General features: G+C 63.1%; 15 protein-coding genes, 1 pseudogene and 1 riboswitch. Of the genes and pseudogenes, 7 read left to right on the top strand and 9 right to left on the bottom strand.

Annotation, left to right across the window (positions count from 1 at the left end; translation table 11 throughout):
• Positions 1-25 precede the first annotated feature (25 nt).
• The 9 genes from ABIE18_RS13780 to speB form a co-directional block, all read right to left on the bottom strand.
• Complete coding sequence (locus ABIE18_RS13780; RefSeq protein ID WP_499723315.1) at positions 26-898, bottom strand: aspartate/glutamate racemase family protein; 873 nt, start codon at positions 896-898, stop codon at positions 26-28.
• Positions 895-1,578, bottom strand: coding sequence for a GntR family transcriptional regulator (locus ABIE18_RS13785; RefSeq protein ID WP_499723316.1), 684 nt, complete (start codon positions 1,576-1,578; stop codon positions 895-897). The genes ABIE18_RS13780 and ABIE18_RS13785 overlap by 4 nt, the downstream gene beginning before the upstream one ends.
• A 103-nt stretch (positions 1,579-1,681) precedes the next feature.
• Positions 1,682-3,031, bottom strand: coding sequence for an MFS transporter (locus ABIE18_RS13790; protein WP_499723317.1), 1,350 nt, complete (start codon positions 3,029-3,031; stop codon positions 1,682-1,684).
• 374 nt (positions 3,032-3,405) lie between these two features.
• Positions 3,406-4,320: an amino acid-binding protein gene (locus ABIE18_RS13795; RefSeq protein ID WP_499723318.1), complete on the bottom strand. Its 915-nt coding sequence runs from the start codon at positions 4,318-4,320 to the stop codon at positions 3,406-3,408.
• Between the two features lie 140 nt (positions 4,321-4,460).
• Entirely contained in the window at positions 4,461-4,913 is a 453-nt protein-coding gene (gene mscL / locus ABIE18_RS13800) for a large conductance mechanosensitive channel protein MscL (RefSeq protein ID WP_499723319.1), read from the bottom strand.
• Between the two features lie 275 nt (positions 4,914-5,188).
• The gene (locus ABIE18_RS13805; protein ID WP_499723320.1) at positions 5,189-6,514 is read right to left on the bottom strand and encodes a D-arabinono-1,4-lactone oxidase; all 1,326 of its coding nucleotides are present in this window, start codon (positions 6,512-6,514) and stop codon (positions 5,189-5,191) included.
• On the bottom strand, positions 6,511-8,034 hold the full coding sequence (locus tag ABIE18_RS13810) for an aminobutyraldehyde dehydrogenase (RefSeq protein ID WP_499723321.1): 1,524 nt from the start codon (positions 8,032-8,034) through the stop codon (positions 6,511-6,513). The genes ABIE18_RS13805 and ABIE18_RS13810 overlap by 4 nt, the downstream gene beginning before the upstream one ends.
• Positions 8,035-8,056: 22 nt before the next feature.
• Complete coding sequence (locus ABIE18_RS13815; protein ID WP_499723322.1) at positions 8,057-9,490, bottom strand: purine-cytosine permease family protein; 1,434 nt, start codon at positions 9,488-9,490, stop codon at positions 8,057-8,059.
• Positions 9,487-10,491 carry an agmatinase gene (gene speB, locus ABIE18_RS13820; protein WP_499723323.1) on the bottom strand — a complete coding sequence of 335 codons (1,005 nt, stop codon included), beginning with the start codon at positions 10,489-10,491 and terminating at the stop codon, positions 9,487-9,489. Before speB ends, ABIE18_RS13815 begins: the two co-directional genes overlap by 4 nt.
• Positions 10,492-10,668: 177 nt before the next feature.
• Here speB and ABIE18_RS13825 point away from each other — a divergent pair, with 177 nt between their 5' ends.
• From ABIE18_RS13825 to ABIE18_RS13855, 7 genes and pseudogenes are all read left to right on the top strand, one after another.
• Entirely contained in the window at positions 10,669-12,210 is a 1,542-nt protein-coding gene (locus tag ABIE18_RS13825; protein WP_499723324.1) for a PucR family transcriptional regulator, read from the top strand.
• Between the two features lie 74 nt (positions 12,211-12,284).
• Positions 12,285-12,383, top strand: a riboswitch (glycine riboswitch).
• Positions 12,384-12,531: 148 nt separating this feature from the next.
• Entirely contained in the window at positions 12,532-15,399 is a 2,868-nt protein-coding gene (gcvP, locus tag ABIE18_RS13830) for an aminomethyl-transferring glycine dehydrogenase (protein WP_499723325.1), read from the top strand.
• Between the two features lie 15 nt (positions 15,400-15,414).
• Entirely contained in the window at positions 15,415-16,551 is a 1,137-nt protein-coding gene (gene gcvT / locus ABIE18_RS13835) for a glycine cleavage system aminomethyltransferase GcvT (RefSeq protein ID WP_499723326.1), read from the top strand.
• Positions 16,552-16,789: 238 nt separating this feature from the next.
• A complete protein-coding gene (gene gcvH, locus ABIE18_RS13840) occupies positions 16,790-17,173 on the top strand; it encodes a glycine cleavage system protein GcvH (RefSeq protein WP_377654965.1) in 384 nt (127 codons plus the stop codon).
• Positions 17,170-18,501: a serine hydroxymethyltransferase gene (gene glyA, locus ABIE18_RS13845; protein WP_499723327.1), complete on the top strand. Its 1,332-nt coding sequence runs from the start codon at positions 17,170-17,172 to the stop codon at positions 18,499-18,501. The genes gcvH and glyA overlap by 4 nt, the downstream gene beginning before the upstream one ends.
• Positions 18,502-18,891: 390 nt before the next feature.
• Complete coding sequence (locus ABIE18_RS13850; protein ID WP_499723328.1) at positions 18,892-20,292, top strand: L-serine ammonia-lyase; 1,401 nt, start codon at positions 18,892-18,894, stop codon at positions 20,290-20,292.
• Positions 20,293-20,399: 107 nt separating this feature from the next.
• A pseudogene (locus ABIE18_RS13855) lies at positions 20,400-20,671 on the top strand (lipoyl synthase); the annotation flags it as partial.

Raw genomic sequence — 20,671 nt, forward strand, 5'->3', positions numbered from 1 at the left:
GATTTAGCGGGACTTCTTGGAAGTTCTAGCGGGACGGCAGCGCGGATGTTGCCGGAACCGGTGCGGAGGGGAGGTGCGCGGACTGGGCCGCGGACTGCGCGGCGGTCAGGGCGGCGTCGAGGTTTTCCGAAAGGCCCTGCCGCCGCTTGACCGGTGGCGCCGCGAACGAGCCGCCACGGTGAGCCCCGGACTTCAACGCGACCACGGCCTCCGTCATGCGGATGCCGGCAGAAATGCCGTCCACCACGGGCGCGGGGATGTGTCCTTCGAGCTCGCGGGCGAGCCCTGCGAGCGGCGCACCGGCAAGGATCACGACGTCGGCGCCGTCCTCAGTGACGGCCTGTCGGCTGAGTGCCAGCAGGGTTTCCTTGAAGTCTGCCTGCACCGACCCTATGGAGTTCAGGCTTTGGTTAATGGAGCGTATGGAAGCGAGACGGCCGGCAAAACCGAAGCGTTCCACGCAGTCCAGGTACCAGGCCTGGATCCGGTCCGAAATGGCGATGATCGAGAAACGGTGGCCCTGCAATGCTGCAGCGCACAGTGCCGCCTCGGTGATGCCGATGACCGGTACGTCAACGAGTTCCTTCAGCGCAGGCATTCCGGGATCACCGAAAGCAGCCACAACGATGCCGTCCACAGCGGCCGGGCCGCCCTCGAGCGTAAGGCTGGCGCCGTCGCGCCCAAGGCCGGCGCCGCCGTCGTGCGTGTATTCGGCGATCAGCTCAGCCACCGCGCCGGCGGCGATAAGCGACTCGAAGCGGGTTTCGATATATTCGACGCCGTGCCCGGCTGTCCGAACAATCAATTCGGTGTCCGGCCCCGCCGAGCGCAAGGCCTCAGCCTCGATCAGGGCTGTGACGTCGTCGCTGATGTTGGGGTTGATGACCAGGAGTCTCATGGTTTCTTCCGTTGCAGTTTGGGCTCGGTGTGGCTGGAATCCTCCGGGAACTGCTCGCGGTACTTGCCGATGTGCGACGCCGACTGGATAGCGGCCCGGTCAGGGTCGCCACTGGCGATGGCACCGTAGAGGTCGCGGTGTTCCTGGATGAGTTCGGGGAGATCGCTGACGTGGCGGAACAGCCAGTGCATGCGTCCCTGGAGTGGTTCCAGCGCGGAGCGGAGAAAATCGTTGTTGGCGATCGCCGTGATGGCATCGTGGAAATCGCTGTTGGCGCGGTGGGCTTCCAGGATGGAGCCCTTGGCCAGGCAGCGGTCGGCCTCATCCAGCAGGCCGGCGAGGTGGTCAAGGTTCTCGGTGGTGGCCCGCTTGGCGGCGAGCCGGCAGGCGAGGACTTCCAAGGATTGACGGACGTCGAAGAGGTCCTCCACATCCTTGGGGCTCAGGCCGCTGACTTCCGAACCACGGCCGGCGCGGTCCCGGATAAGTCCTTCCTGCCTCAGCATCCGGAGTGCTTCGCGGATGGGCAAGCGGGAAACGTTGAATTCGGCGGCGAGGTCGCGCTCCACCAGCCTGGTGCCGGGCGCATAATGCCCCTCAAAAATCCTGGAACGGAGCGTGTCACGCACTGACTCCCGGAGGGGGCGATCAGTGATGTTCGTGTCTTCTGCGGCTAGCATTTCCAGCTCCATTTCGTGATGTGTGAGGCAGTGCGCCCGGCGACCAAGCGGGCTTCCGGCCATCCGGCGGTTCAGGACCGTCCGGCCGGCCCGGTCAGGCGAGTTAGACCGGGAGTCGCTTGTTGTAATCCAAGACCAGGACGGAGATGCCCATGATCACCGCGGATCCAACAAAGTACAGCAGCGCCCAGGTGTAAGAGCCGGTTGCCCCGACAATCAGGCCTACCACAATCGGGGTGACGAATCCGGCGATGTTGCCGCTGAAGTTCATGGCCCCGCCGAGTACGCCCGCATTCGTGCGGCCGCCCAGGATGGACGGGATGGACCAGAACAGGCCAACCCAGCGCAGGAAGAACAGGACTACCGAGAGAAGCACGACGGCGGTGATGGGGTCTGCGACGACCGTGACACCTACGAGGCCGCCCACCACTACGACGCTGGAGATACCCAGGAGGGTGCGCATGACCCGGTTGGCGGAGGCACCGGATGCCCGCCACTTGTCCGCGATGATGCCACCGAGGATTTCGCCGACGAACCCGGCGCCGAAGATCACGAACGTGGACCAGCCGATGGTCTTCAGATCAAAGCCCTTGGCTTGAGCCAGGTAAAGCGGTCCCCAGGTGAGCAGGCCGTAGAACACGCCGTTGAAGCCAAGCCAGCCGAAGCACATTGCCCAGAAGGAACGGAACTTCAGGTATGGCAGGAGGGCGCGCTTGCCCTGTGCGCCTTCCTTGGCGGCCTCGGCGTCGTCCTCAGCGTGGGAAGCCTCGATGTAATCGGCTTCTGCATTGTTGACGCCCTTGTGCTGGCGGGGGTTATCGCGGATGTACCACCAGACCGCCAAGCCCATGAGAATCGTGAGGGCGCCAGCGATGATGAAGGACATCCGCCAGCTGCCCGTGGAGGCGATCAGCCAGGTGATGAGGATGCCGCCCAGGCCAGCGCCCAAGGGAGCTCCGGCGTCGAGGATGGTGGCGCCGCGGCCGCGTTCCTTTTTGTGCATCCAGATGGCGTTGAGCTTGCCGCCGGCAGGCATGACGCCCGCCTCCGTCACGCCAATGCCCAGGCGGGCGATGAACATGCTGAGGAATCCGCCGGCGAAACCCGAAGCGGCAGTCGCGGCGCCCCAGCCAATGCAGGAAGCGGTGACCACTTTGCGTGGGCCGAACTTGTCGATCAACAACCCCACGGGGATTTGCATCAGGGCATAGGTCCAGAAGAACGCCGACAACAGAAGCCCCACAAGCTCGGGCGGGAGGTTGAATTCCTTCTGGATGATGGGGAGGGCAACGGATATTGAACCGCGGTCGATGTAATTCACGGCGACCAGGACCAGGAGCAGGATGAAGAGCTTCCAGCGGACGTTCGTGCGTCGCTGCACGCCGTCCTTGCCGGATTTGGGCTCGTTTTCCTGGTTTTCCTGGGTTGCCAGTTGGGTGTTTTGGGGAGACACAACTTCTCCTTCAGAGGAGTCAACAGGGGGTGGAATGTCTTTGGGATTTGTCTTTGGGGGGATGAGCCGGGCGTGATATCGCTTCGACTGGATCCGTGCCGGCGGCAACTGTTGCGATCCCTGCCCTTTTGGTGGCAGGGGCCGCAGCCGGTAGCGGGTCTATTTGGGATCCCGCTTTGGGATCCCAAAATCTAAGTTAGGTGTGACGGGCGGCACTGTCAAGAGTTTTGGTATACCCAATTTGAAAACGAAATGTGACCGGGTGGGATGGCTGCGTACGCTCCTTCCCGGTTACTCCTACGTAGACACGCGAAAACCCGCCATTTCCTGGGAAATTGCGGGCTTTCGAAGCGGTAACTGGGAAGGAGTGCTGATCAGCGCTGGTATGCCGGCGGTGGGGCTTCACTCGGACTGTATGCCAAAATCTCCGCCAGTTCAGCCAGCCTGTGTGCGCGGGCCGACTCGGCTGGGGTGAATGGCTCGCCTGGACGGGAGAAGACCAGAGGACCGTGCCATGCAGTCGGAATCTTGAGAATGTCCGTTGAACGCCCGACGCCGGTACTCGTCCCGGGTGCCAGGTTCTCCGGATCGTTGGGGACTACTTTCGCGGACAACAGTTCGGCGACCGCATGAGGGAGCTCATCCAGGTTCCCGGCAATACGGGTGGCGAGACTCAGCGCCTTGGTTTGGCCATCGGCCATGGCTAGTGCGGTGGTAGGCCACACGTGGGACTCACGCCCGCCGCCGTCGTCGAGCGCTTTCAGCAGTTCATGTTCTGTGACCTCGCCGGGGGCGGAGAGGACGAACTCATCCATCACTACTTGGGCGACTTCGGTCGCCTGGCGGTCCGGGCCCTCGCGGCCCGGGCCGTCCATCGGGTGAACGTGAATGCTGAGGATATTCGTCTCCAGCTTGGCCAGGGACTGAGTGATTTTCTGCAGGGAACCGGGCTGGTCCCGCAGCAAGACCCGGGCACGCCACAAAGCCGGGGCCGCGTGCAGCTTGTGCCGCTGGCGGAGGGCCGGAGCATGCAGCCATCGCCGGAGGACCTTGGCGGCCGACGGCTCAGCCACCCAGATAACCAGCACTGTGGCAGTCACGGTCAGCAGCAGCACCTTGGCCACATAGGGGAGATGGGTTTCCACAACTGCCGCGTGAACCAGCAATTCAATGGGAAGCATCACCGCGATGTTGGCCAGGGTGAGCCGGGCCTTGGGCGGTTCGGGCAACTGTCCGCAGACATCGCACCGGAGATCCGCAGTAACGGGAGAGCTCGTTTTGGGCTTCATGGTTTCATGCTGCCCCGCGCCTGTTTCGGGACGGTTGCCTCCGCGTCACGTTCTGGGGACATGCGAAAGCCCGGCGTTCTCGTACGGAGAATGCCGGGCTCAGCTGTGTAACTGGGAAGACGTGCCCTGGGGAGTTTGTCCTAGCGGATGGAATCCGAATCGAGGTCAGAATCCCGCTCGGTACTGCGGTGGGCGGCAGCTTCCTTAAGAAGGTCGCGGATTTCGGCCAGAAGGGCGGTGTCAGCCGGCAGCGGCTCTTCTTCGGGTTCCTCGGTGGAGAGGCGATCCTTGACCAGTGAATTGATCTTGTTCATGGGCGCTACGAAGATGAAGTAGACCACTCCGGCGGTGATCACGAAGGTTACCAATGCAGTGAGCACGGCACCAAAGTTGATGAACGTAGCGGGGTTGTCCTGCCAGATTCGGAAGCCCAGGCCGTCAGCGTTCACGCCGCCTGCAGCCGCGATGACGGGGTTGATGATGTTGGTGGTGAAAGCGGCGACGAGTGCAGTAAACGCACTGCCGATGACGACGGCAATAGCCAGTTCGATCACGTTGCCGCGAAGTATGAAGTCCTTGAAACCCTTAAGCATGGAAATGTCCTCCGATTGGGTGCGGTGTCTGGCTCAAGCAGAGATCAAACTACCACTCCGAGGTTTCAAAACGGTGTCAAGGGGATGTGAGAGAGGGATGCCGGGAGGGGGTGTGGATGTGAGAGAGGGATGCCGCCAGGGGGTGTGGATGTGAGAGCGGGATGCCGGGAGGGGGTGTGGATGTGAGAGAACATCGGGATTGTTCGATGTTCTCTCACATCGTGGCCTGTTTTCGAGAATGTTCTCTCACATCCTGACCAGCTTTTGTGTTGTGTCTAGGCGAGCAGGGCCCTGGTGTGGTCGTTGAGGAACATGCCCCGGGGGTCGAATTCGCGGCGGACCTGGATGAAGGTGTCCAACTCCGGGTAGAGGCGCTCAAGGCGGCCACGGGTCATGAAGTGGATCTTTCCCCAGTGTGCGCGGGGCTCGAACTCCTGCAGCACGGCGTCGGCGTCCCGGAAGAACTGCCAGTAGTCGGTTCCGGGCTCGGTTGTCAGGGTGATGACAGTGCTGTCGCGCCCTTGGAACTGGGACATGTAGGCGTCGTCGGACTTCACCCAGCGGACCTCCACCGGGTACTTCTGCTCGGGATATTTGGTGCGGATCAGGTCTTGGATGGCCTCAACAGCCACCAAGCCATCTTCGCTGCGGACGAAGTACTCGAGCTCGTGGAACTGGGTAGTGAAGCCGCCCGGGTAGATCCGGTAGGAGCGATCCAGTCGGGCGCCTTCAACCGCGGAAAGCTCCCGTTCGTCCTGGACGTTCACAATGTTGTACCGCTTGGTGTAGCTCCGGCCGCCCATGGCGTGGTCCGGTGAACCGGGGAGGTCCAGAAGCTCGCAGGAATCGTCCTCCGGGCACCAAAGGAAGGAGTAGTGCCTGTTGGAATCGATATCGTCCTGCCACGTCGAAGCGGTTTCCGCCCAGGTGGGATAGGTGATCTGCTCCTGGAGGTAGTAACTGTCCTCAACAGCCAACTCCACTTCCAGGAAGATCCCCAGCGTGCCCAACGCAACCTGTGCAGCCCGGAGTTCGCGGAGTTGGCCCTCCCCGATTTCCACGATCTCACCGTAGCCGTTGATCAACTTCACCCAGCGAAGGTTGGAGGAAAAACTGCCCAGGTTCTTGCCTGAGCCGTGCGTGCTGGTGGCCAAGGCGCCGGCGATCTGCTGCTTGTCGATGTCACCCTGGTTCCCCAAAGCCAGCCCCTGCTCCCACAAGGCATCGCCGAAGGCGTTGATCGTGGTTCCGGCGAGGGCCCTGGCGCGGCGGGCCACCCGATCTGTTCCCGTGATGGCCGAGAGCCCGGACATGTCCATCAGCACTCCGCCGGTCTGAACCAGAGGTGAGGACGAATGGCCTGAACCGACCGCCCGCACAGGCAACCCTTCGCAGATGGCGAAACGGACGGCGTCGAGCGCTTCTTGTTCATTCCTGGGCCGAACCGTAAAGGCGGGCGTCGCGCTCTGGTTTCCGCCCCAGTTGGTCCAGGTCACGTCCGTCCCGAAGGGGGCTGAAGGCGTGGCGGCACCTGGCAGAGAGGCAGGGCGGGAAACGTTGGTGGTCATGGTGAAAGCTCCGTTGCTTGTCTGGATGCTCATGCGCCGTGGTTGATCATCACGTGCTTGGTGCGCGAGTAATCGTCCAGGGCGTAGAGCGAGAGGTCGCGGCCGTAGCCGGATCCCTTGAATCCGCCCCACGGTACCTCGCACGCCAGGACAAGGTGTGCATTGACCCAGACCGTGCCGAAGTCCAGTTGCTTGGGAATCCGGAGGGAAAGGCTTGAATCGCGCGTCCATACGGAGGCTGACAAGCCATAGGGGCTCTCGTTCGCGCGGGTCACGGCTTCTTCGGTGGTGCTGAAGGTCTCCACGGTGACCACGGGGCCGAAGATCTCGTGGGTGGCGATGTGGGCTCCGGCGGGAACGTTGGAGATGACTGTTGGCTCGATGAAGTAGCCGGGTCCTTCCAGTGCCGAACCACCAATGGCCACGTGGAGTCCCGCCTCGCGCGCTTCGGCCAAGGATTCCTTGACGCGTTCAAAGTGGGGCCGGGAAATCATGGGGCCGATTTCCACGTCGTCGCCGGCTTCGGGAGCGCCAACTATCAGCGTGCTGACTTCGCGCACCAGATGCTGGGTGAACTCTTCGGCCACGGACTCGTGCACCAGCACGCGGCAGGCAGCACCACAGTCCTGGCCGGCGTTCCAGAATCCTGCATTGCGGACCCCAGCTGCGGCGGCCCGGAGATCGGCGTCGGGGAAGACAACAACCGGCGCTTTGCCGCCAAGTTCCAGGTGGACGCGCTTGACGGACTTGGCCGCAGTTTCAGCGACTGCCTGACCGCTTACGACGCTGCCGGTCAAGGCAACGAGGGCGATGTCGGGGTGCTCTGAAAGGCGCTGCCCAACGGTCCGTCCCTGGCCAGTGACGACATTCAGGATGCCGTCGGGGATACGTCCGGCCAGGAGTTCGGCCAGCTTCAGCGTGGACAACGGGGTTTGCTCGGACGGCTTAAGGACGATGCTGTTGCCGGCAGCCAGAATCGGCGCGACCTTCCAAGCAGCCATCAGCAGTGGGTAGTTCCAGGGGGTGATCACACCCACCACGCCCACGGGTTCACGGAGGATCACGGAGGTGTGGTCAGTGGCGTAGTCGCCGCCGGCCATGGACGTCAGGGTGCGGGAGGCGCCGGCCATGAAGCGGAACGTATCGATGGTGCTGGTGACATCGTCCTCGGCCACCGCTTGCGGCTTGCCGGTATTGGCGGACTCGATGAGCTCGAACGCTTGCCGGTTCTCTTCAACGATGTTGGCGATCAGGTTCAGGACGTCCGCGCGCTCTTTGGGGGTAGTGGCACCCCAGGACTTTTGGGCGACGACGGCGGCCTGTACAGCGGCGTCGACATCATCCGCCGTGCCCGCCTGCACTGAGGCGATGATCTGCTCGGTGGTGGGATCCACGACGTCGATCAGCTCACCAGTGGAGCCCGGGACGAACGATCCGTTGATGAAGTGCCCTGCCGGAGGCAAAGGCAGTTGCAGGCTGCCAGCGTGGTCAGAGGTGGTGCGTCGAACGGTGAACCGGACGGTTTCCGGGTGGGCAGTGTCTGTGAGGGTCATGACAATTCGCTTTCAGATGAGGTCAGTTTGCGAGTGCAGGGGCTGGAAGGGGGGCGACTTCCGTCTTTTTCCGGAACACGCGGGCCGCGAAGTAGTAGAGGGGAGCAACCACCACCAGGCCGACGATCCAGGAGATGTCCACACCGCCCAACGCGGCGGCCAGGGGGCCGGTGTAGATTGCGGTTGCCGAGAAGGGAACCTGGATCAGGGCGCCTGCGAGGTAGGAGCCGATGGCGACCCAATTGAACCGCCCGTACACGCCGCCGTCGCGCTTGAAGAAGTCTTCAACCCGGTAGTCGCCGTGCCGCAGAAGGTAGTAGTCCACCAAGTTGATGGCCGTCCAGGGGACCAGGACGTACATCAGGAAGGAGAGGAAGTTTGTGTAGAAGAGGATGAAGTTGTCCCGGGCGAACAAGGCAATGGAGACAGCGACGACGAAAAGGATGAGCGCCGCGATGCTGCGGGTCTTGGCGCGTGGCAACCAGGAAGGCTTGAACGTTTGGCCAATGGTCAGCGTGCACAGGACGCCGCAGTAGAGGTTCATGGCGTTCGAGGCCGCGACACCCAGGCAGAAGACACCCACGATGATCAGGGTCCACGGCTGCAGCAACGCACCCAGGCTGCCTACGATTTCAACGTTGTCGGCGCTCATGGTCATGGCGAGGGTGCCCACCAAGGCGCCCAGGATCATGGGGAACAACGTTCCCAGGACGCAGCCAGAGTATGAAGCCCAGAACGCCGGTGCTGAGCCCGTGCCCTGCGGCATGTAGCGGGAGTAATCGGAGACGTAGGGCGCGTAGGCCAACTGCCACAGGGCCGAGACGGAGATGGTCCCCATGAAGCCAACCCAGTTGAAATTGCCCTCCGCAAGGAAGCTGGCGGGAAGGCCGTGGACCACCAGGATCCAGATGAAGGCGAGCAACAACGCCAGGCCCGCTGCAACACTAAGGATGCGGGCATAGGCGTGAATGAGCCGGTAGCCGAAAATCGTGGCAATAACGCTGATCACGCCGATGATGATGATGCCGGCATCCACGCTGATGCCGGGGCTGACGGCGGCCATCGCTTCTCCACCAAAGACGAGGTTTGCAGCGAAGAACCCGACGTACATGATGACCACGATGACCACGATCAACAGGGCGCCGAAGGAGCCGAACTGGCCGCGGGTCTGGATCATCTGCGCCACGCCCAGCTGCGGGCCTTGGGCCGAGTGCAGCGCCATGAAGACGCCGCCCACGACGTTGCCGATGATGATGCCCACCAGCGCCGGCACGAAACCCAGGCCGAACACCGTGGTGGCAAGTCCGCCGGTCACGATGGTCATGATCATGATGTTGGAGCCGAACCAGATGGTGAAGAGGTCGCGCGCCTTGCCGTGACGCTCGTTCAACGGGATCGGTTGGATGGTTTTGTCCTCGAGGCGCGGAACTTCGTGTGCGGCCAAGGGCGCGTTCATGATGCACTCCGGGAGGTCGAAGCCAGTTCACGGACAGCAGGGCCGGTGGCTTTGCTGCGGTTCACCATCAGGCCGAGAAGGTCGAAGACGAGAGTGGCGGCGGCGACGGTTGTGATGTCCGCATGGTCGTAGGCCGGAGCGACCTCCACGACGTCGGCGCCCACAATGTTGATGCCGTTCAGGCCGCGGAGCAGGGCCAGGAGTTCACGGGAGTGGAGTCCGCCCATCTCCGGAGTCCCGGTGCCGGGTGCGAACGCGGGATCGAGGACGTCGATGTCGATGGAGACGTAGACAGGGGTGTCGCCGAGCCTGTCCTTCACCTGCTGGATTGCAGCCGGGACGCCGATAACATCCAGGTCTGAGCAGCGGATAATCTGGAATCCGAACTCATGGTCCCTGAGGAAGTCATTGCGGTCATACACCGGGCCTCGGATGCCTACGTGCATTGACTTATCCTCCACAAGCAGGCCCTCCTCGAAGGCCCGCCTGAAGATGGTTCCGTGGGTGACGGGCTGGTCAAAGTAGGTGTCCCACGTGTCCAGATGGGCGTCGAAGTGGAGCAACGCGACTGGACCATGGACCTTGTTCAGCGCCCGCAGCATGGGCAAGGCAATGGTGTGGTCGCCACCGATTGAGATCAGCAGCTTGTCCTCACTGATCAGGGGCAACGCCTGCTCCTCGATCTCACGGACCGCCCGGGTGATGTCGTAGGGAGTGCAGGCGATGTCGCCCGCGTCCACAACCTGGGCTTCGTAAACGGGTTCGACGTCGAGCTCCGGGTGGTAGCCCGGGCGCAGGAGGCGCGAGGCCTCGCGAACCGCGGCAGGACCGAAACGGGCGCCAGGCCGGAAGGAGGTTCCGCCGTCGAACGGGACACCGACTATCGCAATGTCGTAGTCCGGAACCCGGTCGATTTGGGGGAGGCGGGCGAAGGTGCCGAGGCCGGCATACCGGGGGACTTTGGTTGCGTCGACAGGGCCGATGGGCTTGTGGATTGTCATTGACGGATCCTTAGTGTGAGGGGTGCTCGCCATTGAGCGGGAAGTAAGTAATTCCATTCTTCGTGACGCGGGTCACGGCGAATAGCGGTACATTGACTACAAATGGCCGAGGCGCTTAGACGAATGTCTAAACAGCTCCAAACGGCCCCCGGAATCATAGAGTCAGGACCCCATCCGATGGCAATCACCGTCGCCGAGCTCGTGGCGGAACCCCAACTGGGGCTCACCCTCCTTGCCGGTGAAGCTGGCCGCGACAATCGGATCACTTGGGCTCACACTTCAGACCTGCCCCGGCTGTGGGAATGGGTTACCGGCGGCGAGCTCATGATGACCAATGGGCTGTCGATTCCCGCCGATGCCGCAGGACAAGTGGCGCTCGCAGAGGCACTCATGGACAGTGGGGCAAGCGCCTTGGCGATCGGCGAGAAGATGCACGCACCCCCGCTGACGCAGGAATTCCTTGATGCCTGCGACCGGCTGCCGTTGCCGCTGATCAACATCCCGTACCCGCTGCCGTTCATCGCGATCGCCCGCTCGGTTGCCGAATCTTCCCTGCTCGAAGAGTCCCGGCGTTTGCGGCAAACAGCCAGGGTCTACGACCTTCTCCGCACGGCCGGAGCCTCCGAGGACCATTGGCAGAGCCTGGTCCAACGGCTTGCCGCCGAACTGGACGCGGAACTGTTCGTGGTGGATCGCCGCTGCCTCCATCCCTGGCACCCCGAGGGACAGCGGCTCCCGGAGTTCCTCGCGAATGAATGGGCTCCGCTTTCCGGGCAGGTGTCCTTGGCGGGCAAGAATTTCCAGTGGCACCGGATCAGGGGCCGGCACGTGCTGACCATGGACATCCCGACCCACGCCAACGCGCTCCTCGTGGTGCTGCCCAACAGCGAACCGCACCCGGACGCCGTCGTACTCCTGCACGCGGCAACCGTGCTGGGACTGCAGCTCTCGCGCATCGTCCTGTCTCTGGAAGGCCGCCACCGGCTGGCTGGCGAGTTCCTGCTGCAGGCCATGGATGGGCGCTTGGGCGCGGCCGAGATGGAGAGCAGGCTGGCAACTTTTGGGGTTCCGCCACAGGAATTCCTGCTCGCCTCCATGGCAGCGGATGCGGTCATTTCAGCGGGGCCGGTTGCGGGGCCGGCCCAAGCAGCGAACGACGGCGACAGGCTGGCCAACGTGCACATCGAACTGTGGCGGCACGGGGTTGCGTCGGCTTCGTTGAAGCGGAACAGCCGGCTGCACGTGGTGGTCCCCGCTGATGTGCCGGACGACGTCCTGGTTCATTGTGCCGGGGCGGATGCAGCGATCGGAATCAGCGCTCCGGCGGCAGTGGCCGGCATTCAGCGCGCGCTGCAGGAGTCCCTCTGGGCGCTCGGATCGGCCCGGGCGAACAAGCTTGGCCTGGCCCGATATGCGCAGGGACCGTCGTGGCTCGGGCTGACAGGTTTCGAGGAAGGAACTGCGCTGGTCAGGCGTCTCCTGGGGCCGATTTTCGATTACGAGCAGAGCCAGGAAGGTGATCTCCTCGTCACGCTGAGGACCTATTTGGACTCGCAGCGTTCGTGGCAAAAGACTGCCGCTGCCCTGTTCGCGCACCGGCAAACCATCATCTACAGGATCCGGAAAATCGGCGAATTGACGGGGCTGGACATGGGTGAAACCTCGACGGTTGCCCAGTTGTGGTTCGCACTCCAGATCCACGAGGCAATGCATCGGTAGGTATCCCTTGCTTGCGCTTTTTCCAGATAACCGGCTATGGTGTGAACCGTGTCACTGAGGTGACGCAATGCTTTTGATCTGTGGCGGGAGAGTCCTGCCGGTACATCCAGTCAGGCGCCGTAGGAGCAAATCCTCCCCAGGAATCTCTCAGGCCCACGTACCGCCACGGCGAGGCAACTCTGGAAAGCAGTCCAGGTAACTGGGCTCACCGACGGTGCAAGCAGGCAACCATTCCTGCGGAATCTCTCAGGTCCAATACAGAGCGGGGAGGAACCCACATCATCGTGGCGCACATAGGGCGCCTGAATCATGGAGTTCCTCTTGACTGTTCAATCAACCCCCACCGCTTTCGCGGACCGGCACATCGGCGCCCGGCGCCAGGCCGACGTTGACACCATGCTCAAGGCAATCGGCTACGACTCCGTAGACGGCCTGGTAGATGTTGCGGTCCCCGATTCCATCCGCCAGGACACCGCCCTGAAGTTGCAGGACGCCCTCACTGAGGTGCAGGTCCTCGCAGAGCTACGGAAGCTCGCGTCCAAGAACAAGACCGCCATCCAGCTGATCGGCCAGGGCTACTACGACACCGTCACGCCGCCGGTTATCCGCCGCAACATCCTGGAAGCTCCGGCCTGGTACACGGCGTACACGCCTTACCAGCCAGAGATTTCGCAGGGCCGCCTCGAAGCGCTCCTGAACTTCCAGACCATGGTCCAGGACCTCACGGGGCTGCCGGTAGCCAACGCTTCGCTGCTGGATGAAGCAACGGCTGTTGCCGAGGCTGTACTGCTCATGCGCCGCGCCAACAAGTCCAAAACTGCCAAGGACGGGAAGACCGTCCTCGACGCCGACCTCCTCCCGCAGACCATCGCGATCGTGAAAGGCCGCGCCGAAGCGCTGGGCTTCGAAGTGGAGATTGCCGACCTTTCGGCGGGCCTTCCCGACGGCGACATCAACGGCATCGTCCTGCAGCAGCCCGGCGTTTCCGGCCGCGTATTCGATCACTCCACCGTGATCGCCGACGCGAAGGAACGCGGTGCGCTGGTGACTGTCGCTGCCGACCTTTTGGCGCTCACCCTCATCACGCCCCCGGGCGAACAAGGTGCCGACATCGCCGTCGGAACTGCGCAGCGCTTTGGTGTTCCGCTGTTCTTCGGCGGCCCCCACGCTGCGTACATGGCCGTCCGCGAAGGCATGGAGCGGACGCTTCCGGGCCGCATCGTGGGCGTCTCCAAGGACAACGCCGGTGTCCCCGCGTACCGACTCGCGCTCCAGACACGCGAGCAGCACATCCGCCGCGAGAAGGCCACGTCCAACATCTGCACGGCCCAGGCGTTGCTCGCCATAGTGGCCTCGATGTACGCGGTTTACCACGGTCCGGAAGGCCTGAAGGCGATCGCCGAAACCGTCCACGGGCACGCCCGCACGCTGGCCACCGCCCTCAAGACCGCTGGCCGTGAACTCGTGTCCGAATCCTTCTTCGACACCCTCACTGTCCGCGTACCAGGCAAGGCCGACAAAGTCATCTCCGCTGCCGAAGCCCGCGGTATCAACCTGCGGCGCATCGACGCTGACACGGTTGGCGTTTCCCTCGATGAAACCACGACGCCGGATGTCCTCTCCGCGGTAGCCGTCGCCTTTGGTGCCGGCCCGGTGAAGGACGCTTCAGGGTTTGAGCTGCCGTCTGATGTGCTCCGCACCAGTGATTTCCTCCAGCACCCGGTGTTCAACACGCACCGTTCCGAGACGCAGCTGTTGCGCTATATCCGCAAGCTGTCCGACCGGGATCTCGCCTTGGACCGCACCATGATCCCGCTGGGATCCTGCACCATGAAGCTGAACGCCACGGCCGAGATGGAAGCAATTTCCTGGCCTGAGTTCGCCTCGATCCACCCGTTGGCTCCCGATCACCAGACCGCTGGCTGGCGCGAGCTCATTGAAGGACTGGAAGCCGACCTCACCGAGATCACCGGCTACGATCAGGTCTCCATCCAGCCGAACGCCGGTTCGCAGGGTGAGCTCGCGGGGCTCCTGGCGATCCGCGGTTACCACCTGTCCCGCGGCGATGACCAGCGCAACGTGTGCCTGATTCCTGCTTCTGCGCACGGCACCAACGCAGCCTCGGCTGTGCTCGCCGGCATGAAAGTTGTTGTAGTGGCCACGGCTCCTGATGGCACCATCGATCACGCCGATCTGGCAGCCAAGATCGAGGCCAACAAGGATGTACTGTCCTGCATCATGATCACGTACCCGTCCACCCACGGCGTGTACGACGCCGACGTCCGGGAGGTTTGCGACTCGATTCACGCTGCCGGCGGACAGGTATACGTTGACGGTGCAAACCTCAACGCACTCGTTGGGCTCGCCCAGCCGGGCAAGTTCGGCGGCGACGTATCGCACCTGAACCTGCACAAGACGTTCTGCATCCCGCACGGTGGTGGCGGACCCGGTGTTGGTCCGGTTGCGGCCAAGGCCCACCTGGCACCTTTCATGCCCAGTGATGCGAACAACGTTTCATCTGAAGGTGGCGTGGCCATCTCTGCATCCCGCTACGGCTCCGCCGGCGTGCTCCCGATTTCCTGGGCATACGTGAAGCTGATGGGCGGCCAAGGCCTCACCGAAGCCACCAAGTCTGCGCTGCTCGCGGCCAACTACGTCGCCTCCCGCTTGGATGAGCACTTCCCAGTCCTTTACACGGGCGAGGGCGGACTCGTAGCCCACGAGTGCATCCTGGACCTCCGCGAGCTGACTGCCCGCACGGGCGTCACCGCTGAGGACGTGGCCAAGCGCCTGATCGACTTCGGTTTCCACGCTCCCACCCTTGCGTTCCCCGTTGCGGGCACTTTGATGGTGGAGCCGACCGAGTCCGAGGACCTGGCTGAGATCGACCGCTTCATTGAGGCCATGATCACCATCCGCGCCGAAATCGAGCAGGTGGCCGCCGGCGATTTCACTGTTGAAAAGTCGCCGCTGCGCAACGCGCCGCACACGGCTGCCGCCGTCGTGAGTTCTGCTTGGGACCGCGACTACACGCGTGAGCAGGCAGCGTTTCCTGTCCACCACCTGAAGCAGGACAAGTACTTCCCGCCTGTTGGCAGGGTCGACGGCGCTGCCGGCGACCGCAACCTGGTGTGCTCCTGCCCGCCCCTCGAAGCGTTCGAGGACACCACTGCAGACTTCGAAAACTAAAGGACGGTCCTGCAAATGACTGAGAACTACACCGCTCTTTACGAGCAGCACAAAAAGGCCGGCGCGTCCTTCACGGATTTCGGCGGCTGGCAGATGCCCCTCAAATACGAGTCCGAGCTTGCTGAGCACCACGCAGTCCGTCAGTCCGCTGGCTTGTTCGACCTCTCCCACATGGGCGAAGTCTGGGTCAGCGGTCCGGACGCAGCAGCGTTCCTGGACTTCGCGCTGGTGGGCAAGTTGTCTGCGGTCGCCGTGGGCAAGGCCAAGTACTCGCTGATCTGCAACGCTGACGGCGGCATCATCGACGACCTCATCTCCTACCGCCGCCCAGCTCCCGAAGAAGGCGTGGATCAGTACCTCGTGGTCCCCAACGCGGGCAACGCCAAGGTAGTCGCGGCGGCATTGCTGGAGCGCGCGGCGGGCTTCGACGTCGTGGTTGACGACGCCTCCGCCGAGACGTCGCTGATTGCAGTGCAGGGTCCGAACGCGGAAGCCATTCTGCTGACCTTGGTTCCCGCTGAGCAGCACGCCCTCGTGACCGAACTGAAGTACTACGCGGCCGTTGAAGTCTCCATTAACGGGCAAGATCTTTTGCTTGCACGCACCGGCTACACCGGCGAAGACGGCTTCGAGATCTACATCCCCAACCTTGACGCAGCTGGCCTTTGGGAAGCACTCCTCGAGGTCGGCGAGGGCCACGGCCTTATTCCCGCGGGCCTTGCAGCGCGTGATTCCCTACGCCTCGAAGCCGGGATGCCGCTCTACGGCAACGAACTCTCCCGCTACGTCAACGCCTACGCCGCAGGCCTTGGCCCGGTGGTTTCCCTGGCCAAGGAAAGCGACTTCAGTGGCAAGGAAGCGCTGACTGCCATCAAGGCTGCCGGCGTCGGATCGACCATTGGCCAAAAGCTCGTCGGCCTCAAAGGTGCAGGCCGCCGCGCAGCCCGCGCCCACTACTCGGTCCTCAAGGACGGCTCACTCATCGGCGAAGTCACCTCCGGCCAGCCGAGCCCGACGCTCGGTTACCCGATCGCCCTGGCGTATGTCGACGTCGAACATTCAGCGCCAGGCACCCTGGTTGACGTCGACCTGCGAGGAAAGTCCGAGCCGTTCGAAGTGGTAGCCCTGCCGTTCTACAAGCGCCAAAAGTAGGTCCCGGTGGGAGTGACATCCTCCGCGGGCTCGGTCGCAGAAGCGCCCGCTGGGCGGACGCGATGGTCCCTTGGACGCCCGCTTCCGGATGTCATTCCCACAGGTACCGCGCGGCTCACCTTGCGCCCGGGACCAGTAGACCGAGGCGACCTGCTGAAAGGCGGGTTCCCCGCCACACGACCCAGCCACGATGTGCGACACAACAGTTTTCAAAACACACGAGAAGTTAGGAATTGGAATGAGCAAAGTAGTTGCCGAGCTGAAGTATTCGGCCGAGCATGAATGGGTTGCTTCGGATGGGGCCGGCCCTGTGGGGATCGGGATCTCTGCGGTTGCTGCGGATGCCTTGGGCGACATTGTGTATGTGGACCTCCCCGAGGTTGGCTCCACGGTTACTGCGGGGGAGACCTGCGGTGAAGTTGAGTCCACGAAGTCCGTGTCCGACCTGTACTCGCCTGTGACGGGCGAGGTGACCGAGATTAACGACGCCGTTGTCGATGATCCTGCCCTGATCAACAACGATCCCTATGGTGCCGGCTGGCTGTTCAAGGTGGCCGCCACGGAAGAAGGACCGCTCATGACGGCTGAGGAATACGCTGCAACGAACGGTGGCGAACTGTGAACCCCGCCGCCGCAGGCACCAGCACAGCCGAATTCGAGCAGGTCGTGTCGGCGTCGTTGGATGCGCAGCTGGGTGACCTCGATCCTGAGATCGCCGCAAAGATCGACGACGAACTGGGCCGCCAGCGCGACGGCCTGGAAATGATCGCTTCAGAGAACCACACAGCGGTTGCCGTGATGCAGGCCCAAGGCTCCGTGCTGACCAACAAGTACGCCGAAGGCTACCCGGGCAAGCGGTACTATGGTGGTTGCGAGCACGTCGACGTGATCGAGCAGCTCGCGATTGACCGCATCAAGTCACTGTTCGGCGCCGAATTTGCGAACGTCCAGCCACACTCCGGTGCGCAGGCCAACGCGTCGGTGATGCACGCGCTGATCAAGCCGGGCGACACCATCATGGGCCTGAACCTGGCCCACGGCGGCCATCTCACCCACGGCATGCGGATCAACTTCTCCGGCAAGCTCTACAACGTGGTCCCCTACGGCGTCCGCGAGGACACCCACACCGTGGACATGGCCGAAGTGGAGCGCCTCGCCCAGGAACACAAGCCGGCCCTGATCGTTGCTGGCTGGTCCGCATATGCGCGACAGTTGGACTTCGCCGAGTTCCGAAGGATCGCTGACTCCGTGGGCGCCTACCTGATGGTGGACATGGCGCACTTCGCCGGACTGGTTGCGGCTGGCCTGCACCCGTCGCCGGTGCCGCACGCCCACGTCACCACATCCACCACGCACAAGACCCTCGCCGGTCCACGTGGCGGCATCATCCTCTCCAACGACGCCGACATCGCCAAAAAGATCAACTCGGCTGTGTTCCCGGGGCAGCAAGGCGGACCGCTGGAGCATGTGATCGCCGGCAAGGCTGTCGCCTTCAAGATCGCAGCTTCCGAGGAGTTCCGGGAACGCCAGGAACGCGTCCTCGCTGGTGCGCGGATTCTTGCCGAACGCCTGGTCCAGCCGGACGTTGCCGAAAAGGGGATCACAGTCGTCTCAGGCGGCACGGACGTGCACCTGGTCCTCGTCGACCTGCGCAACTGCGAACTCGACGGCCAGCAAGCAGAAGACCGTCTTGCCGCGATCGACATCACCGTTAACCGCAACGCCGTCCCATTCGACCCGCGCCCGCCCATGGTCACCTCCGGCCTGCGCATCGGCACCCCTGCCCTTGCTACGCGCGGATTCGGGGAAGCGGCCTTCCGCGAAGTTGCGGACATTATCGCCGAAGTGTTGATTGCAGAGGCCGATGCGGACCTTTCCGGGTTGCGGCACCGGGTTGATGTGCTGGCTAAGGCGCATCCGCTGTACCCGGGTGTTTCGAACCTCTCGTAAGTCGCCCGTCGGGTCCGGTTCGCCCGTCGGGTTCGGTTCGCCGTCGTGTTCGGTTCGCCGTCCGGTCGGGTTCGCCCGTCGGGGCCGGCTTCCTCCGCGGGCTCGGTCGCATATGCACCCGCTGAGCGGATGCGATGCTCCCTTGGACGCCCGCTTCCGGATGTCGGCCCCAAAGGGGCAGCGGTCGGGTTGCACGGATTTGGACCGGGGGGTCGGGGGTTCGTTTGTTTGTGAATGGATCCAGCTACCGAGGGTGTTCCGTAGAGGCAGGGTTGGTTTGGGGGAATGTCTTGGCCCCCCCGAAACGGGGGGCCGGACCGGAGTGAGCGTCCGCTCTGGCATTGGGGGCGGAGCGGATTAGTTGAAGTTTTACTGAGTAAGGAAATCACCATGGCCGTTGGGGTCTTTGATCTGTTCACTGTGGGTATCGGCCCGTCGAGTTCGCACACTGTGGGGCCGATGCGGGCTGGGGCGGTGTTTGCCCGCGAGCTGCTCGAGTCCGGCGTCCTTGGGTCAGTCGCCTCGTTGCGGGTTGACTTGTATGGGTCGTTGGCTGCGACGGGTAAGGGACACGGCACGTTCACCGCGGTCTTGCTCGGGCTTGAGGGCTTCGACCCCGAGGAGATCCTGCCCGACCAAGTGGAGGAGCGGTTGGGCTCGATTGCGGAAACCGGGAAGCTCAATCTGGCTGGGAGCCAGCTTCTCGAGTACGCGGTGGAGGATATGATCCTGCATCCGTTGACGGTGTTGCCGCGGCATACGAACGGGATGAAGTTTGCCGTGGCGGATGCCGGGGGGAACGTGCTGCGGGAGGCGACGTTCTTCTCGGTTGGTGGCGGGTTCATCGTCCGGGAGGGCGAGGAAGACGCGGCGCGGGCGGAGTTGGAGGAGACGAAGGCGGAGTTGCCGTTGCCGTTCCGGACGGCTGCTGAGTTGCTGGGCCGGTGCTCCTCCAAGGGCCTGGGGATCAGCGACATCATGTTCATCAACGAACGTGCGTCACGGTCTGAGGAGGAGATCCGGGAGGGTCTTTTGCATATCTGGCAAGTGATGGAGGCGTGTGTTGAGACGTCGTTGAAGCGTGAGGGTGTGTTGCCCGGGGGGTTGAAGGTCCGTCGTCGTGCTCCTGACTGGTTGGAGCGGTTGTTGAAGGAAGACAAGGACCGCAACGATCCGAAGTATTGGCAGGAGTGGGTGAACCTGATCGCGTTGGCTGTTAATGAGGAGAACGCTACGGGCGGGCGGGTGGTCACGGCGCCGACGAACGGTGCGGCGGGGATCATTCCGGCGGTGTTGTATTACGCGTTGAATTATGCCCCGGGCATGGACAAGGCGTCCCAGGCCGACAAGGACGATGTGGTGGTGAAGTTCCTGCTCGCCGCGGGTGCTGTGGGTGTGTTGTATAAGGAGCAGGCGTCCATTTCCGGTGCTGAGGTGGGCTGCCAGGGCGAGGTGGGTTCGGCGTCGTCGATGGCTGCTGCCGGGTTGGCCGAGGTGATGGGTGGTACGCCGGGGCAGGTGGAGAACGCGGCGGAGATCGCGATGGAGCACAACCTGGGGTTGACGTGTGATCCGATCGGAGGGTTGGTGCAGATTCCGTGTATTGAGCGGAACGCGATCGCGGCGGCGAAGGCGATCAACGCGGCGAAGATGGCGCTCTGGGGTGACGGGACGCACCGGGTGTCGCTGGATGAGGTGATCGTGACCATGCGCGAAACCGGTAAGGACATGTCCTCCAAGTACAAGGAAACCGCGATGGGCGGCCTGGCCGTGAACGTCGTCGAATGCTGACACTTACCTGCGTTGTGGGGCCTGCTTTGCGCGATTGAACGCCTTTGAAGGGCGCATAGCGGGCTTGGCAACAGACAAAATGAGACAACCAACAAGGAAGTAAACCCATGACCCTGGCACCTGAAGGCCGTAAGTTGCTGCGTGTTGAGCAGCGTAACTCGGCTGTCCCGGTTGAACGCAAGCCCGAGTGGATCAAGGCCAAGGTCCAGATGGGGCCGGAGTTCGTTGGGTTGAAGAACCTGGTGAAGAAGGAAGGCCTGCACACGGTCTGTGAAGAGGCCGGCTGCCCGAACATTTTCGAGTGCTGGGAAGACAAGGAAGCGACGTTCCTGATCGGCGGGTCCGAATGCACCCGGCGCTGTGATTTCTGCCAGATCGA

It is taken from the genome of Arthrobacter sp. 2762, from assembly GCF_040548745.1.
Taxonomy (GTDB): Bacteria; Actinomycetota; Actinomycetes; order Actinomycetales; family Micrococcaceae; genus Arthrobacter.

Bases quoted from the DNA above. Each gene is read 5' to 3' on its own strand.
- ABIE18_RS13780 (WP_499723315.1), bottom strand. From the start codon at position 898: ATGAGACTCCTGGTCATCAACCCCAACATCAGCGACGACGTCACAGCC.
- ABIE18_RS13785 (WP_499723316.1), bottom strand. From the start codon at position 1,578: ATGCTAGCCGCAGAAGACACGAACATCACTGATCGCCCCCTCCGGGAG.
- ABIE18_RS13795 (WP_499723318.1), bottom strand. From the start codon at position 4,320: ATGAAGCCCAAAACGAGCTCTCCCGTTACTGCGGATCTCCGGTGCGAT.
- mscL (WP_499723319.1), bottom strand. From the start codon at position 4,913: ATGCTTAAGGGTTTCAAGGACTTCATACTTCGCGGCAACGTGATCGAA.
- ABIE18_RS13805 (WP_499723320.1), bottom strand. From the start codon at position 6,514: ATGAGCATCCAGACAAGCAACGGAGCTTTCACCATGACCACCAACGTT.
- ABIE18_RS13810 (WP_499723321.1), bottom strand. From the start codon at position 8,034: ATGACCCTCACAGACACTGCCCACCCGGAAACCGTCCGGTTCACCGTT.
- ABIE18_RS13815 (WP_499723322.1), bottom strand. From the start codon at position 9,490: ATGAACGCGCCCTTGGCCGCACACGAAGTTCCGCGCCTCGAGGACAAA.
- speB (WP_499723323.1), bottom strand. From the start codon at position 10,491: ATGACAATCCACAAGCCCATCGGCCCTGTCGACGCAACCAAAGTCCCC.
- ABIE18_RS13825 (WP_499723324.1), top strand. From the start codon at position 10,669: ATGGCAATCACCGTCGCCGAGCTCGTGGCGGAACCCCAACTGGGGCTC.
- gcvT (WP_499723326.1), top strand. From the start codon at position 15,415: ATGACTGAGAACTACACCGCTCTTTACGAGCAGCACAAAAAGGCCGGC.
- gcvH (WP_377654965.1), top strand. From the start codon at position 16,790: ATGAGCAAAGTAGTTGCCGAGCTGAAGTATTCGGCCGAGCATGAATGG.
- ABIE18_RS13850 (WP_499723328.1), top strand. From the start codon at position 18,892: ATGGCCGTTGGGGTCTTTGATCTGTTCACTGTGGGTATCGGCCCGTCG.